The 15,077-nt window shown below is 69.1% G+C and carries 13 protein-coding genes; 2 read left to right on the forward strand and 11 right to left on the reverse strand.

Annotated features, from left to right (window positions below):
* Window positions 1–46: 46 nt before the first annotated feature.
* The 10 genes from tssH to tssA all read right to left on the reverse strand — a co-directional run bounded on the left by tssH (window position 47) and on the right by tssA (window position 11,832).
* Window positions 47–2,698: a type VI secretion system ATPase TssH gene (gene tssH, locus AC07PR_RS03210; protein ID WP_495134391.1), complete on the reverse strand. Its 2,652-nt coding sequence runs from the start codon at window positions 2,696–2,698 to the stop codon at window positions 47–49.
* Entirely contained in the window at window positions 2,695–3,942 is a 1,248-nt protein-coding gene (tssG, locus tag AC07PR_RS03215) for a type VI secretion system baseplate subunit TssG (protein WP_495134392.1), read from the reverse strand. Before tssG ends, tssH begins: the two co-directional genes overlap by 4 nt.
* Window positions 3,939–5,849 (reverse strand): type VI secretion system baseplate subunit TssF, encoded by a 1,911-nt coding sequence (gene tssF / locus AC07PR_RS03220; RefSeq protein WP_495134393.1) that lies wholly within the window; start codon window positions 5,847–5,849, stop codon window positions 3,939–3,941. The genes tssG and tssF overlap by 4 nt, the downstream gene beginning before the upstream one ends.
* A 4-nt stretch (window positions 5,850–5,853) precedes the next feature.
* Complete coding sequence (tssE, locus tag AC07PR_RS03225; RefSeq protein WP_088404496.1) at window positions 5,854–6,348, reverse strand: type VI secretion system baseplate subunit TssE; 495 nt, start codon at window positions 6,346–6,348, stop codon at window positions 5,854–5,856.
* A gap of 79 nt (window positions 6,349–6,427) precedes the next feature.
* Complete coding sequence (locus AC07PR_RS03230; protein ID WP_495134394.1) at window positions 6,428–7,231, reverse strand: type VI secretion system accessory protein TagJ; 804 nt, start codon at window positions 7,229–7,231, stop codon at window positions 6,428–6,430.
* Between the two features lie 19 nt (window positions 7,232–7,250).
* Entirely contained in the window at window positions 7,251–7,748 is a 498-nt protein-coding gene (locus AC07PR_RS03235) for an Hcp family type VI secretion system effector (RefSeq protein WP_377155238.1), read from the reverse strand.
* A gap of 190 nt (window positions 7,749–7,938) precedes the next feature.
* Window positions 7,939–8,418 carry an Hcp family type VI secretion system effector gene (locus AC07PR_RS03240; protein ID WP_377155239.1) on the reverse strand — a complete coding sequence of 160 codons (480 nt, stop codon included), beginning with the start codon at window positions 8,416–8,418 and terminating at the stop codon, window positions 7,939–7,941.
* A gap of 220 nt (window positions 8,419–8,638) precedes the next feature.
* A complete protein-coding gene (tssC, locus tag AC07PR_RS03245; RefSeq protein WP_377155240.1) occupies window positions 8,639–10,138 on the reverse strand; it encodes a type VI secretion system contractile sheath large subunit in 1,500 nt (499 codons plus the stop codon).
* A gap of 66 nt (window positions 10,139–10,204) precedes the next feature.
* Entirely contained in the window at window positions 10,205–10,714 is a 510-nt protein-coding gene (gene tssB / locus AC07PR_RS03250; RefSeq protein WP_377155241.1) for a type VI secretion system contractile sheath small subunit, read from the reverse strand.
* 86 nt (window positions 10,715–10,800) lie between these two features.
* The gene (gene tssA, locus AC07PR_RS03255; RefSeq protein WP_377155242.1) at window positions 10,801–11,832 is read right to left on the reverse strand and encodes a type VI secretion system protein TssA; all 1,032 of its coding nucleotides are present in this window, start codon (window positions 11,830–11,832) and stop codon (window positions 10,801–10,803) included.
* Between the two features lie 320 nt (window positions 11,833–12,152).
* On the opposite strand from tssA, the gene AC07PR_RS03260 reads away from it, so the two are divergent.
* Complete coding sequence (locus AC07PR_RS03260) at window positions 12,153–13,268, forward strand: glycoside hydrolase family protein (RefSeq protein ID WP_495134395.1); 1,116 nt, start codon at window positions 12,153–12,155, stop codon at window positions 13,266–13,268.
* A gap of 116 nt (window positions 13,269–13,384) precedes the next feature.
* Here AC07PR_RS03260 and AC07PR_RS03265 read toward each other — a convergent pair whose 3' ends face one another.
* A complete protein-coding gene (locus AC07PR_RS03265; protein WP_377155244.1) occupies window positions 13,385–13,813 on the reverse strand; it encodes a hypothetical protein in 429 nt (142 codons plus the stop codon).
* Window positions 13,814–14,060: 247 nt separating this feature from the next.
* Here AC07PR_RS03265 and AC07PR_RS03270 point away from each other — a divergent pair, with 247 nt between their 5' ends.
* Complete coding sequence (locus AC07PR_RS03270; RefSeq protein WP_483106272.1) at window positions 14,061–15,059, forward strand: Crp/Fnr family transcriptional regulator; 999 nt, start codon at window positions 14,061–14,063, stop codon at window positions 15,057–15,059.
* The last annotated feature ends 18 nt before the right edge of the window (window positions 15,060–15,077 follow it).

Raw genomic sequence — 15,077 nt, forward strand, 5'->3', positions numbered from 1 at the left:
GTCGCTACTTCGCCAGCGTCACCGGGCAAGGACCTCCCCGTCGTACTCAGTCGAACGCGTACGCGAAGTCCCCGTCCTTCACCGCCAGCTCGACCTTCGTGATCGCCTGGCCGTTGGTGACGCGGGTGAGGTACTCGCGGCTGATGCGCGGCAGCACGGTGTTCGTGAGGATCGCGTCGACCACGCGGCCACCGCTCTCCACCTCGTTGCAGCGGCTGATGATCAGCTTGACCACGTCGTCGCCGAAGGTCAGCGGCACGCCGAGGTTCTCGCCCACGCGCTTCTGGATGCGGCCCAGTTGCAGGCGCACGATCTGGCCCAGCATCTCCTCGCTCAGCGGGTAGTACGGGATCGTCACCAGGCGGCCCAGCAGCGCCGCCGGGAACACCTTCAGCAGCGGCTCGCGCAGCGCCTTGGCGATGCCGTCCGGTTCCGGCATCAGCTCCGGGTCCGCGCACAGCTTCATGATCAGGTCGCTGCCCGCGTTGCTGGTCAGCAGGATGATCGTGTTCTTGAAGTCGATGTGGCGACCCTCGCCGTCTTCCATGCGGCCCTTGTCGAAGACCTGGAAGAAGAGCTCGTGCACGTCCGGGTGAGCCTTCTCGACCTCGTCCAGCAGCACGATGCTGTAGGGGCGGCGACGCACCGCCTCGGTCAGCACGCCGCCTTCGCCGTAACCGACGTAGCCCGGGGGCGAGCCCTTGAGCGTGGAGACCGTGTGGGCCTCCTGGAACTCGCTCATGTTGATGGTGATGACGTTCTGCTCGCCGCCGTAGAGCGCCTCGGCCAGCGCGAGCGCCGTCTCCGTCTTGCCCACGCCCGAGGTGCCCGCCAGCAGGAACACGCCGATCGGCTTGCTCGGGTTGTCCAGCCCGGCGCGCGAGACCTCGATGCGCTTGGCGATCATCTCCAGCGCATGGCGCTGACCGACGACGCGCTGGTTCAGCGTGTCCGCCAGTTGCAGCACCGCCTGCACCTCGTTGCGCACCATGCGGCCCACCGGGATGCCGGTCCAGTCCTGCACCACCGCGGCCACGGCCTGTTCATCGACGGTCGGCAGGATCAGCGGCGCATCGCCCTGCAGCGTGGTCAGCTCGGAACGCAGACCGTGCAGTTCGGTGAGCAGCGTCTCGCGCTCCTGCTCCTCCGGAGCGCCCTCGCCTTCCTTGCGCAGCAGCGCGTGCAGTTCGAGCACGCGGTCGACCATGCCCTTTTCCTTCAGGTGACGCGCTTCCAGCTCCGCCTTGCGCGTCTGCGCCTCGTCGAGCTGCGTCGCCACGCGCTGCTTGCGCTCCGCGACGTCCATGCCGATCGCACCCTCGCGGCCGATGATCTCGCGCTCGATCTCCAGCGCCTGGATGCGGCGCAGGCAGTCCTCGAGTTCCGCCGGCGTCGCGTGCTGGCTCACCGCCACGCGCGCGCAGGCCGTGTCGAGCAGGCTCACCGCCTTGTCCGGCAGCTGTCGCGCCGGGATGTAGCGATGGCTCAGGCGCACCGCCGCCTCGATGCCCTCGTCGAGCAGCGCCACACGGTGGTGCTTCTCCAGGATCGATGCCACGCCGCGCAGCATCAGCACGGCCTTGTGTTCATCGGGCTCGGGCACCTGCACGACCTGGAAGCGCCGCGTCAGCGCGGGATCCTTCTCGATGTGCTTCTTGTACTCGGCCCAGGTCGTCGCCGCGATCGTGCGCAGCTTGCCGCGCGCAAGCGCGGGCTTCAGCAGATTGGCCGCGTCGCCGGTCCCGGCCGCGCCGCCCGCGCCGATCAGCGTGTGCGCCTCGTCGATGAACAGGATGATCGGCTTGGGCGAGGCCTGCACCTCGTCAATGACCTGGCGCAAGCGGTTCTCGAATTCGCCCTTCATGCTCGCGCCGGCCTGCAGCAGGCCGATGTCGAGCATGTACAGCGACACGTCCTTGAGCTGCGGCGGCACGTCGCCCTGCGCCAGGCGCAGCGCGAAGCCTTCCACCACCGCCGTCTTGCCGACGCCCGCCTCGCCCGTGAGGATCGGGTTGTTCTGGCGGCGACGCATCAGGATGTCGACGATCTGGCGGATCTCCTCGTCGCGGCCGGCGATCGGATCGATCTCGCCATTGCGCGCGCGCTCGGTCAGGTCGACGGCGTAGCGCTTGAGCGCTTCCTGCTTGCCCATCGCCGCGGGCGCGATCGCGCCGCTCGCGTCACCGGGGGCAGCGCCCGGCTCGGCCGCGCGCATCGCGCGTTCGGGCGAGCCTTCGAGGATCTGGTTGAACTTCTCGCCCAGGTCGTCGACGTTGATCTTCTCGAATTGCTTGGACACCGACAGCAGCACGTTGCGCATCGACGCCGTCTTCAGCAGCCCCAGCACCAGGTGGCCGGTGCGCACCTGCTGGTCGCCGAACATCAGCGAGCCGTAGACCCAACCGCGCTCGACCGCGTTCTCGACCCAGCTCGACAGGTCGGTCACCGAGGTCGCGCCGCGCGGCAGCCGGTCCAGCGAGGCCATCAGGTCCGACGACAGCTGCGCCGCGTCCAGCCCGTAATGCTTGACGATGCGATGCAGGTCGGAATCGGGCGTGTTGAGGATCTGGTAGAGCCAGTGCTGCAGCTCGACGTACGGATTGCCCCGCAGCTTGCAGAACACGGTGGCGCCTTCGATCGCCTTGTAGGCCAGCGGATTGAGCTTGCCGAAGAGGCTGGTGCGGGCGATTTCAGTCATGACGATGCTCCCTGTGATGCCGGCGGCGTGGCCCGTCCCTTCACCCGCTGTTGCGGATGCAGGTGCAGGTCGCCCCGGTCGTGACGATGCGGACGGCCGCCCGAGCGGCCCGTCCAGGAGGTGAAGCCCAGGCGCGCGTTGCCGCTGAGCGCCGCGGCGGGCACCTCGTCGCGGCGCAGCACGGGCTGCAGCTCCCATTGCAGGTTGTGGCCGACGTACTGCCGGATCCAGTCGTTCAGCGGCCGCCACGCGTCGCCGTCGGGCAGGAAGCCCTCGTACTGGCGCAGCGTCAGCGGCCCCAGGACGACGCGGAAACGGTATTGCCGGTCCCAGGCCTTGTTGCCCGCCGATGTGTTTCGACCCAGACGCGGCAGTTCCCTGCCGATGCGCTCGGGCCGCTGGCGCGCGAAGCCCAGCCGCGTGCGCTCGCCGTCCTCGACGGGCAGCCAGTGCGGCACATGCTGCTCGATGCGCACCGGCACCTTGAAGTGGGACGACAGGATCTTGGCAAGGCCTTCCGGATGCTGCGCGCGCCCGCCGTGCAGGCCCGCCTGGAACAGGCGCGCGGTCTGCGGCAGCGAGTCGCCGGGCCGCTGCGCGCCGTCCAGTCCGGTCGCCGCGCCCAGCCAGGCCGCGTAGCGGTCGGTCGCGGGCCGGTCGTGCTGCACGGCCGGTTGCGACTGCGCCCAGGCGCGGTAGAAGTGCAGCAGCAGCCGGTGATGGAAGACGTCGAGGAAGCGGCTCAGCGTCGGATCGCCGCGCTGGTGCAGCCGTTCACGGGTGTACTCGGTCAGGTGCAGCGGCATCGGCCCTTGCGGGCCGAGCAGGCCGAAGAAGCGCACGCCGAGGCGCGGCGCCGGGTTCTGGCCGCGCGTCAGGCTCTGCAGCGCCGCCGGCGCAAAGTCCAGCTCGGGCTCCTGGCCCAGGCGGATCGCCTCCTGCGAGGGGCGCAGACCGCGTCCCAGCCGCGGCACGTCCGGCGTCAGGCCCTCGATGCGCCGCAGCAGCGCGAAGAAATCATGCGCCCAGGGCGTCGCCTCGACGTCCTCGAAGAGTGCGCGCAGCGCGGCTTCGCGCTCGTTGCGCTTCTCGGGTCGGCGCGCGAGCAGCGACTCGGGCGTCGGCGCGGCGCCTGCCTCGGCACCGGCATCGGACGCCTGCGCGACGGCACCACCACCGGACGTGCCGGAGGCGTCCTCGTTGGCGTCGTCACCAGGGGTCGAGCCGGGGCCGTGCAGGTTCATCCGCGCTCCTCGTCGCGCGCGCGGTCGCCGCGACCTTCGGCGTCGCCGCCGATGCGCGGGGCCCAGCGCTTCACGAGGCCGCGCTGCGTCGTGCGCAGGCTCAGTTGCGTGAAGCTGTTGATCGCCGCGTGGCGCGTGAAGTAGCGCTCCAGCACGCTGGCGAAGAGGAAGGTGCTGTGGCCCTGGAAGGCGTGTTCGTCGAGCTCCAGGGCGATCTCCGCGCCGGTGCCGTAGCTCAGCGGCCCGCTGAACGGCAGGCGCCGCACGACGGGTTTGGATTCGACCGCACGCACGCCCTCGACCTGACGCAGCCAGCCGGGATCGCCCGGTGGGCCGTACAACGCCAGCAGTCGTCGCAGGGTCGCGGCCGCCTGCGCGGGCGGCTCGTCGGCCCAGGGCAGCTGCTGCTGCGTCAGCAGGCCGACCAGGCTCCAGCCCGCTTCGCCCGCCGGCTGGCGGTTGACCGGCCGCGTCGGACCATGCACCGCATCGACCTTGAGCACGGGCCCGGCGGCATCGAGCCGCCACACGCCGGCGCCGTTGTGCGGCAGCAGCATCGGCAGGTCGCGGTTGGTGACCAGCGCCGAGACCGACAGCTGGCGGATGTCCTCGCGATACGGCGCATGGCGCGGATCGACCAGGGAGATGAAGACCTCGTCGCCGATGTAGCCGGTGCGCGGCCCCTGCTCCTTCTGGCGCGTGGACATCAGCCGCGGCTCGCGCCGCGCGGTGTAGAAGCCGGGGGCATCGGGCGGCGCCTCGTGATACGTCGCGTAGAGCGGCTCGAAGCCCTGCTGGCCGAGCGCCCCGGCGCCGTAGCCGATGACCGACTGCAGGCTGTGGATCTCGTAGTCCATCGGCCGGGTGCGGTCCGGCACGACGTGATATTCCCAACTGCCCGTGCCGAGCTGGATCCGGTCCAGCCGTTTCGGGAACAGGTTGATCGCCGGCGTGCAGTGCAGCGAGACGCTGTCGACATCGACCATCGCCTCCAGCGCGCCGTCGCCGCGGGAGAAGAACAGCACGATCTCGAAGGACGTGCCGTCGATGCGCGCGAGGCGGTCGGCCAGTTGATCGATCTCGAGGAACAGGAAGCGCCGCGGCATCGCGGCGAGCTCCTGCATCAGCCGGCTGCCGGAGAAGTTGCGGTGGGTCTCGGGCAGCAGCGCCTCGTCGGGCGCGAAACCCAGCGGACGGATGCTCGTCGCAGGCCGCCATTGCAGGGGCACGGTCGACGCGTCGATGCCGTCGCCGGTGACGAAAGTCCCCAGCGGCGCGCCCAGCGCCAGTTCATGCAGGCGATAGGCGACCTCGTCCGGCGCGCTCAGATACAGCGCGAGCCGGTCGAGTCCGAGCTGCCGCACGGGGATGCCGCCACCGGTCTTGAGCCTGAGCCGCACGCCGCCGCGGCTGCCCGCCGCATCCGGCAGACGCGACACCGGCAGGTCTGGCGCGTGGGTGAAGTACTGGACGTCATCCAGCGTCAGCGGCCACAAGGTGACGTCGTGGGCGGTGCGGAATTCGCAGCGCGTATCCTGCCCGCGCGGGATGCCGGACTGCAGCACGCTGCCGCGCGGTACCGGATGGCCCTTGGAGAGGTTGGGGTCGGTCGGATCGACGCTCAGGCGCGCGATCATCATCGACGGGATCGGCGCCAGGAAGTTCGGGTAGATCGATTCCAGCAGATGCGAGATCAGCCGCGGGTGCTCGGCGTCGAGCTTGAGCTGGACGCGCGCGGACAGGAAGGCGAAACCCTCCAGCAACCGCTCGACGTAGGGATCGGCGACCTCGGCATCTTCCAGCCCGAGGCGGGCGGCGATCTTCGGGAAGTCGCGTGCGAATTCGGCGCCGACCTCGCGCAGGTGGGCGAGCTCGTCGTTGTACAGGCGCAGCAGGCGCGGATCCATGTCCTCAGCCCTCGCGCACTTCGACCTGACCGGCCTCGAGGTCCATCTGCGTGCGCAGCAGGATCTCCAGCGGAATCGGCTGCGCCCACAGGTGGCCGCGGATGTCGAACTCGATCACGTTGTGCGTGTCCATCACGCTCTGCGTCTCGATCGCGCGGACCTCCAGCGTGTCGGGCAGGATGCGCGGCTCGAAGCGCAGGATGGCCTGGCGGATCTGCTTCTCCAGCAGGTGCACGTCGATGCGCGAGGCCAGTTGCCCTGACAGCGCCGGCAGTCCGAAGTTCAGCACGCTGTCGCCCACGTGGCCGTAGGGATCGCATTCCTTGCCCATCGGCTGGATCGCGTTGAACAGCCAGCCCAGGTCGCGCAGCACCGCCTGGCGCAGCTGCGACTTGGTCATGACGCGGCGTTCCTCCGCCTCCACGCGGTGGAAGGGATCGTCGTCGGTCAGCCGGTCCAGCAGGGCCGGTTGCAGGCGGTCGCGGTGGATCTGGCTCATGAGCGGGTCGAGCGAGTCGAGCGAGTCGAGGGAATCCGGAGCGCCGGCATGCCGCGGCTGGCCGCGCGCGGCGACGCCGTCATGGCTGGCGGAGTTCGATGAGGCGCGCGTCGAGCAGCCCGGTCTCGCCCTGGTCGGTCATCAGCACGCGCTGGCCGACGCCGGCGTACTGGTCGTCCTGCGAGCCCGGCAGCGGCTGCCATTCGGTGCGTCGCGCCAGCCAGACGCGCTCGTCGTCGAAGGCGACGCTGCGCGGGTAACGCGTCGGGATCAGCGCGACGGAGCCGCCGCCGTTGGGGAATTCGAGGTGCGCCGCGGACCACACGAGATCGCGCAAGTCGGTCGGCGGCTCGATGTGGATCTCCTTGATCGCGGAGAACGGGACCCAGCAGTAGCGGCCGTTGATCACCGCCTCCAGCACCGGGCCGATGCGCGAATCGCCGTCGCAGATCCAGTCGAAGGCCTGGCCGTCGATCGAGCCGGCCGTCGCGGGCGCGGCGTCCAGCGCCTGCGCACGCAGTTGCCGCGCGCCGGCGACGTCGCCGTCCTGCTCGAGCTTCAGCGAATGGACCAGGTTGGCGACCCACTCGGCCGGCTCGCCCATCACCATCGGCGTGGTGCGACCCTCGAAGACGGCCTCGCGCACCAGCTCGCACTTCAGCGCTTCGCGGTAGGTGTTGACCATCGCCAGCGTGCCCGCGTCGAGTTCGCCGCAGACCTCCAGCTGCGCGGCCGCACGCGCCCATTGGCCCGTCACCGCCAGCAGCTGGAACAGCATCGTGCGCAGCTTCGCGTCCTGCGGACGCTGACGGACTTCCGCCTGCGCCGCGGCCAGCGCCTCGGTCGGGCGGCCCGCCGCCAGCAGTTCCTGCACTGCGCTCATTCCATACTCCTCAAGACACTCAGGTGAGGTCGTCGTCGAAGGTGTGCGTGCCGCCCATCGCGCCCTTGGCGTTCTGGGTGCGGTACTCGATGTTGACCTTCTGGAAGCTCATCGAGATGCGCTCCACCGGCGCGCCGGTCTCGTCGCAGTCGATGTCGTAGGACGCGACGCGCGCCTTCTCCAGCGTCAGGCAGAAATAGTCCTCCTGCGAGCCGCCGGCCTTGCGCAGGTAGAGCTTGGCGCTCTTGACCTCGTCGTTGGTCGCGACGGCGCTCATCAGCGCGGTGCTCGCGCTGTCGAGGCCCTTGGTGATCGTCAGCTGGCGGTAGCTGCGGCGGCCGGTCTGCTGTCCGGCCACGGCATCGCCGGCGGCGCCCACGCCCCAGCTGAAGCCGCGCACGACGATGTCGTTGGCGTGGCCCGCCGAGGTGGACTCGCCCTTGACCTTGCCCGCCCGCTTGAGCGACAGGTCCAGGTACATGTCGGCGCTGCTCGCGCCGCTGGTCAACGGATTCATCTTTCGCTCCGGCATGGACAACGGATGACGGCGTCGGACGCCAGCGGATGGCACCGGACGGCATCACGCGCCGCCCTTGCTCACCGTCATTCGTTGTCCGAGCGCGGCGCGACAGACCGGAGCCTGCCGCGCCGCGGGGATCGTCGAGGGTGCCGCGCCGACGCGAGCCGGCACTGCACCCGTCAACACATCAACGCGTTTCGGTCGTGGCCACGTTCCAGCCGAACTTGACCGCGCCGCCCAGGCCGCCCTTGGCGTCTTGAGCCTTGTACTCGAACTCGATGTCGGCGTAGGACACCGACACGCTTTCGCTGATCTCGCCGCCGGCCGAAGCGGACGGGGAGACCGAGGTCACCAGGACTTGCTTCAGGGTGACCTTCAGGAAGTCCTGCTGGCCTTCGCCGGCCTTGCGGCAGGTCAGGACGGCCTGGTCGAAGTGCTTGCCCGAAGCGCAGGCCTTGGCCAGCACCGGGGACGCCTTGTCGTAGTAGTGCGCGAACACGAACTGGCCAGGAACGCCCTTGCCCTTGCCCGAACCGGTACCGGCGGCGGCGGTGCTTTCCTGACGCACGTCCCACGACCAGGCCAGCAGGTCGATCTCGCCCTTGTGGTCCTTGTGGGTGGATTCGCCTTCGACTCCGGCGAACTTCAGATTGGCGTCGATCGTCATGGTCGGTTTCTCCTAGATGAACTCTGTGAAAACAGTCTCCGCCTCGACGCTGACCGCGACGGAGACCAGGGATTTCGGACCTTGGAAGGTCCGGATGGCGGGGTGCCTCGAAAGTTCAGACCGCGCCTTTCAAGGCGCTCCCTTCAACACGTCGCGCGTCATCGCGCGCGATTCTCAAATTCTTGTGCTGGCGTTGACCGCGCGGCGGTCGCCGCCGTGGTTATTTGCCCTTCTGCGACGGCAGCGTCGAGACCAGACGCAGCGACACGGTCAGGCCTTCGAGCTGGTAATGCGGACGCAGGAAGAACTTCGACGAGTAGTAGCCGGGGTTGCCCGGGATCTCCTCGACCACCACTTCCGCGGAGGCCAGCGGCTTCTGCGACTTCGTCGTTTCCGACGAGTTCGCCGGATCGCCGTCGACGTAGTTCATGATCCACTTGTTCAGCCACTTCTCCATGTCGCCGCGCTCCTTGAAGGAGCCCACCTTGTCGCGCACGATGCACTTCAGGTAATGGGCGAAACGGTTGCAGGCGAACAGATACGGCAGCCGCGCGGCCAGGTTGGCGTTGGCGGTGGCGTCCGGGTCGTCGTACTCGGCGGGCTTCTGCAGCGACTGGGCGCCGATGAACGCGGCGAAGTCCGAGTTCTTGCGGTGCACCAGCGGCATGAAGCCGTTCTTGGCCAGCTCGGCCTCGCGGCGGTCGCTGATCGCGATCTCCGTCGGGCACTTCATGGCCACGCCGCCCTCGTCGGTCGGGAAGGTGTGCGCCGGCAGACCCTCGACCGCGCCGCCCGCTTCCACGCCGCGGATGCGGGTGCACCAGCCGTAGGTCTTGAACGAGCGGTTGATGTTGGTCGCCATCGCGTAGGCCGAGTTGGCCCACGTGTACTTGGCGTGTTCGCCGCCGCCGGTCTCTTCCTCGAAGTTGAACTCCTCGACCGGGTTCGTCTTCGAGCCGTAGGGCAGGCGCGCCAGGAAACGCGGCATGGCCAGGCCGATGTAGCGCGCGTCGTCGGACTCACGCAGCGACTTCCAGGCGGCGTACTCGGGCGTGCTGAAGATCTTGGTCAGGTCGCGCGGGTTCGCGAGTTCCTGCCACGAGCCCATCTGCATCAGCGACGGATTGACCGCGGCGATGAAGGGCGAGTGCGCGGCGGCCGCGACCTTGGCGATCTCGCCCAGCAGCTCGACGTCCGGCGGGCTGTGGTCGAAGTAGTAGTCGCCGACGATGGAGCCGAAGGGCTCGCCGCCGAACTGACCGAATTCCTCCTCGTACACGCGCTTGAAGATCGGGCTCTGGTCCCAGGCCGTGCCCTTGTAGCGCTTGAGCGTCTTGCCGAGGTCGTTCTTCGAGATGCTCATCACGCGGATCTTGAGCTGCTCGTCGGTCTCGGTGTTGTTGACGAGGTAGTGCAGGCCGCGCCAGGCCGACTCCAGCTGCTGGAACTCGGCGTGGTGCAGGATCGCGTTGACCTGCTCCGACAGCTTCTTGTCGATCTCGGCGATCATGGCCTCGATCGAGACGATGACGTCGCTGCCGATCAGCGTGGTCTGCGACAGCGCCTGCTGCGCCAGCGTCAGCACCGCCTGCTCGACGGCGGACTTGGCCTCGTCGGTCTTGGGCTTGAATTCCTTGTTCAGCAGCGAGGCGAACTCGCCGCCTTCGTACTCGATGCCCTGCAATGAAGGCGCGTGTTGCGCGAGGGTGTCATCGGCCATGGTGCGTGCTCCGTGGGATCCGTGGGTCGGTTCTTGAATCGGTTCTGGAAAGCGTCAGCGGCGCGCTCACTGCGCGGCGCCGTCGTCGGGCTTCTGGGCCGAGGCCAGCGACTTGAGCAGCGCCTCGTCCTTCACGACCTTGGCGATCAGCTGCTCGGCGCCGGCCTTGCCGTCCATGTAGGTGATCAGGTTGGCGAGTTGCTGACGCGCCTCGAGCAGTTGCTTGAGGCCGTCGACCTTGCGCGCGACCGCGGCCGGGGAGAAGTCGTCCATCGACTCGAAGGTCAGGTCGACCATCAGGTTGCCTTCGCCGGTCAGCGTGTTGGGCACGGCGAACGAGACGCGCGGCTTCATGGCCTTCATGCGGGCGTCGAAGTTGTCGACGTCGAAGTCCAGGAACTTGCGGTCCGACACCGGCGGCAGCGGCTCGGTGGGCTTGCCCGACAGGTCCGACAGCACGCCCATCACGAAGGGCAGCTGCACCTTCTTCTCGGCGCCGTAGAGCTCGACGTCGTACTCGATCTGCACGCGCGGGGCGCGATTCCTGGCGATGAACTTCTGGCTGCTGGTGGCCATGGGGTGCTCCTTGAAGCGGGGATCGGGTGAAAGGCGGAACGTTGAAGAACGGCGTCGAATTCGGTGTCGGTGGCGGTGTCCGGCGCTTACTCGCTGGTCGTGCCGGCGAGCTTCTCGATCTCGTGCACGCCCTCGGGATTGAGGTCGCGCATGATTTCCAGGAAGCTCTTGCTCATCAGCCGCTGCGCGCGGCGGATCAGCAGCGGCGCGGGATTGCTGGGCTCGTGGCGCTCGATCCAGTCGCAGACGCGTTGCAGCGCGCGGACGGCGTCGTCGCGGCTGGCGATCGTGCCCGGCGCGGACACCGCGCCGACGGCCACGCCGCCGAAGCCCGCGGCCGGCGCGCCGGCCGCGTCGTCCGAGGCGGCCGCGACATCGCCGCCGCCCTGCCCCTGCAGTTGTCCGGCGGCCGCGGCGAGCGGCTTGAACAGACGCAGCAGCGGCGAGAAATCAGGACCTTGTCCGGTGCCGAGCGGCGCTTCGATCGCCGCCACGATGCCTTGCACCGTCGGCAGCGCGTCATGCAGTCGCGCGGCGAAGGCGGGATCGTTCGCGGCCTGCGCCGACAGCCCGGCCATCAGGCCTTCGGGCGACGGCACGGATTCCTCGCCCATCGGATCGGCGTTGCCCAGCGCCAGTTCCACGTCGCGGACCCGGGGACCCCCGCGCTGGCCGGTCAGGCTGGCGGCGCGCAGGTCGGCGATGCCGGCCATGACGCTGGTCAGGGGCTGCAGCGCGTTCAGGCGCATCGTGGGATCGTCGTGGTCGGAGGCATCCAGTTGCGGATGCACATGCGCCCACTGTTGTTCCAGCAGACCGCGGATCAGGGCCAGGCCGTCGATGGCGGCGCCCAGTCCCTGCAGCCGGGCACCGGCGCGCACCAGCCAGACGGCGACGCGCAGGTCGCGGGTCCGCTTCGCCAGCGCCAGGGCCTGTTCGTGGACGGCGTGCCAGTCGGGTTCCTCGGCCGGGATGATGGTGTCGCCGAATTGCTGCTCGGGTTTGCCCGCACCCGCCGCTTCCAGTGCGAGGAAGGCAGCGTCGTACTCCAGGTCGGCGCCGCACGGGGCGTCGTCCTGCAAGGGGGCAAGCAGCGAATCGAGGTCGAGGTCAGCCATCGCGTCGGAGGCAGCAAAACGGTTGCATGCCATGGACTCTATTGAGGCCTGTAACCGAGCGCAGTGGTCGAAAGTCACTTTGGCGAGAGAGAGGGGGCGCTCAGGCTAGGGATTGCCGCCCGTCTCAAGTCAAGCCCGGACAGCTCTGCGCAACGCGCGACACCCTCTTCCGAGGTACCAGGATGAATGCCAGCCGTCAGCAACATTAACAATGTGTTTCGACGCGGGACAAGGACATCGGGAGACGCTCATACTCCGGCCCCGCAAGACCTGTCCCCTGCGTGGGGGACAAGGTTATCCATCGCTGCAAGAGCTCCCCCATGAAGCATCCGGCTGAATCCCCTTTGAATGCGCTGACGGCTCCGGCCGCGCCGACGCTCGTCGCGCCGTTGCCGCCCGACGCCGACCGCCGTCGCCTGCTGACCCTGGCCGGCGCGAGCGCGCTGCTGTCCGCCTGCGGCGGCGGCGGCAGCGGCGGGGACTCGCCGGCAACGCCCGCGGCGCCTCCGGCGGGATCGCCGCCCGCGTCCCCGCCACCGCCGGCGGCTCCGCCGCCTCCTGCATCGCCCCCGCCCCCGGCAGCACCGCCGCCGGCCGGGTCGCCTCCGGCATCGCCACCGCCGCCTGCATCGCCGCCGCCACCCCCTCCTCCGCCGCCCATCACGTCAGTGAAGCGGGGCGTCGCCTACGACCTCAAGGACGCGGCCGACTTCAACGCGCTGTCCGGCGGGACCATCGGCTGGTGGTACAACTGGGCGCTCCAACCCAACACGACCGTGCAATCGCAGCCGTCCATCGCCGGCGCGCTGGAGCACGTGCCGATGCTGTGGAACTTCAACTTCAACACGGCGCAGGTCGTGACGGCGTTGAAGGCGCGTCCGACGGTGAAGTACCTGCTGGTGCTGAACGAACCCAACCTCACCGACCAGGCCAATCTCTCGCCGGCCGATGCCGCCGCGCAGTGGCCGCGTTATGAGGACGTCGCGCGCCAGACCGGCGTGAAGATCGTCGGCCCGGCGATCACCTGGGGCACGATGCCGAACTACGGCGATCCGGTCGTGTGGATGGATGCGTTCATCGCCGCCTACCGCGCCGCCAACGGGGGCCGCGATCCGCAGATCGACGCGCTGGCCTTCCACTGGTACGACTACGGGCTCAAGGACCAGCTGGACCGGTTGACCAAATACGGCAAGCCGTTCTGGGTCACCGAGATGGCCAACTGGCACAACGGCGCCGGCCCGCACATCGACACCTCCGACAAGCAGAAGGCGCAGATGGCCGACATGGTCAGCGTCTGCGAGAACCGCAGCGACGTGGCCCGCTATGCGTGGTTCACCGGCCGCTGGGACAACGACGTGCACTTCACCAGCCTGTTCGGCGCCACCGGCGTGCTGACGCCGGTCGGCCAGCAGTACAAGAGCCTGCCGAAGGCTTGACGGCCTGCCGATGGGTCGTCGAGGGATGCTGCCGACCTTGCAGCACCCGTTGCAGGAGGCGCAGGCCCTCAAGGCGACCCTCCAGGCCGCTGACAAGAAGAAGTGATCTGAAGTGATTAGCGCAGCGCGGCGAGCAGCGCCGCCTGCACTGTTTGAACCGCCTCCGCCGCTTGTACCGCGTGCGTGATGCGGCGGCGCTCCTTCTCTGCCTCAGTGCCGCGCCCGTCGACGGGCGCGAGCACGGCCTGCACGTCCACCACGGGCACCACGGCCGCCGTCGCCAAGCGCCGCAGGACAGCGGGCGGCAGGCCGTCGCACGCGATCGCGCCGTAGAGACGCCCGAGCAGCCGTGCGACATCTTCCAGTGCCGCGCCGTCCTCGATCACCCGCGTGGGGTCGAGCACAGTCACCTGCGCGCCCAGTTCTCGCGCCGCCTGCTGGAACAGCATCGCCCCCGGTGCGCCCTCGTCCCCACACACCATGCCCATCCGCAGGCCCTGCAAGGGCGCAGGCGTCGTGCGCGGAGACGAAGCGGACAGCGGCATGGTCGAACGCGTGGCGTGGAGGGAGGAAGTCGGCGGCATGACGGGGGCGGCGGGCGCGGGGACCACGCCGGGAGGCGAGCTGCACAGCGTAGTCAGCTCGCGGAGGGAGGCGTTGATCGATGTCAACGCGAACGCCTCGTCGACGCCGGGCGCGCAGCACGGCTGCCCGGACTCGACGGGCTGTTACTGAACCGTCACCGAGGGTTCACTGACTGTTGCTGACCGATGTCAAGGATTGGTGCCGCCGTTGCGAGCCGTTTCTAGCATCTCCAGCAATCCCTTCAACCCCGAGACCATCATGCACAGCGCCATCGCCCTCGCCTCCCCTCCGAGCGACCTCCCCCGCGATCGCCTGCGCGATGCCCCGGCTGGCCGGCCGCGTGTGGCGCCTTCGGCCAAACCGGTGCCTCGCGAAGGCGCCGCGCCCCTGTCCGCCACCGCCGCGATCGTCGCGTGCACCACCCCCGGCCTGATCGCGCCCGATCTGCGCCCGCAAGCGCGGCCGCCGCTGCAGGTGACCGTGTCGGAACCGCGCGTCGTCTCCCGTGATCCGCAACAGCGCATGCTCGAGGTGATGCGCACCATCCGCGACATCCTCCAGCCGGCCGCCAAGGTGGTGCGCGCCGGCGACATGGTCTTCCGCGCCTCGCAGCCCTTCAACACCGTGTACCTGATCAATGCCGGCGCGTTCAAGCTGGTGAGCCGCAGCCTGGACGGCCGCGAGCAGATCGTGAGCCTGAAGTTCCGCGGTGACTGGCTGGGCTTCAGCGGCATCGCGCACGGACGCCATCCCTGCGACGCGGTCGCGATGGACACCGGCAACATCTCGATCATTCCGTATGACCTGCTGCTGCAGGCCTGCGCGCGTTACCCGGAGATGATGGCCGTGGTCCACGAAGGCATGAGCGCCGAGATCACCCATGAACGCCAGTCGCTGATGTCGGTGTGCACGCTGGCCTCGCTGGCACGGGTGGCGGAGTTCCTCTGCGCCTGGGCGCGCAGCATGCATCAGCGCGGCCTGCGCGCCGATGAACTCACGCTGCGCATGACGCGCGCCGACCTGGGCAACTACCTGGGCATGACGCTCGAGACGGTCAGCCGCTGCCTGTCCAAGCTCAACCGCGAGGGCCTGATCCTGTTCGGCGAACGCGGCCGTCGCCAGATCTCGATCCCCAGCCGGGAACGGCTGGAGCAGTTCGTGATCGGGGGCTCGATGGCGCGGGGGAAGCTGGCGACGGCGGCGTGAGCCCCGCCGGCGCCTTCC

The sequence above is a fragment of the Roseateles sp. GW821-FHT09H11 genome, assembly GCF_059415845.1.

Coding starts and splice junctions, on each gene's coding strand:
- tssF (WP_495134393.1), bottom strand. CDS start 5,849: ATGGATCCGCGCCTGCTGCGCCTGTACAACGACGAGCTCGCCCACCTG.
- AC07PR_RS03240 (WP_377155239.1), bottom strand. CDS start 8,418: ATGACGATCGACGCCAATCTGAAGTTCGCCGGAGTCGAAGGCGAATCC.
- tssH (WP_495134391.1), bottom strand. CDS start 2,698: ATGACTGAAATCGCCCGCACCAGCCTCTTCGGCAAGCTCAATCCGCTG.
- tssC (WP_377155240.1), bottom strand. CDS start 10,138: ATGGCCGATGACACCCTCGCGCAACACGCGCCTTCATTGCAGGGCATC.
- AC07PR_RS03230 (WP_495134394.1), bottom strand. CDS start 7,231: ATGAGCGCAGTGCAGGAACTGCTGGCGGCGGGCCGCCCGACCGAGGCG.
- tssG (WP_495134392.1), bottom strand. CDS start 3,942: ATGAACCTGCACGGCCCCGGCTCGACCCCTGGTGACGACGCCAACGAG.
- AC07PR_RS03260 (WP_495134395.1), top strand. CDS start 12,153: ATGAAGCATCCGGCTGAATCCCCTTTGAATGCGCTGACGGCTCCGGCC.
- tssE (WP_088404496.1), bottom strand. CDS start 6,348: ATGAGCCAGATCCACCGCGACCGCCTGCAACCGGCCCTGCTGGACCGG.
- tssA (WP_377155242.1), bottom strand. CDS start 11,832: ATGGCTGACCTCGACCTCGATTCGCTGCTTGCCCCCTTGCAGGACGAC.
- AC07PR_RS03265 (WP_377155244.1), bottom strand. CDS start 13,813: ATGCCGCTGTCCGCTTCGTCTCCGCGCACGACGCCTGCGCCCTTGCAG.
- tssB (WP_377155241.1), bottom strand. CDS start 10,714: ATGGCCACCAGCAGCCAGAAGTTCATCGCCAGGAATCGCGCCCCGCGC.
- AC07PR_RS03235 (WP_377155238.1), bottom strand. CDS start 7,748: ATGAATCCGTTGACCAGCGGCGCGAGCAGCGCCGACATGTACCTGGAC.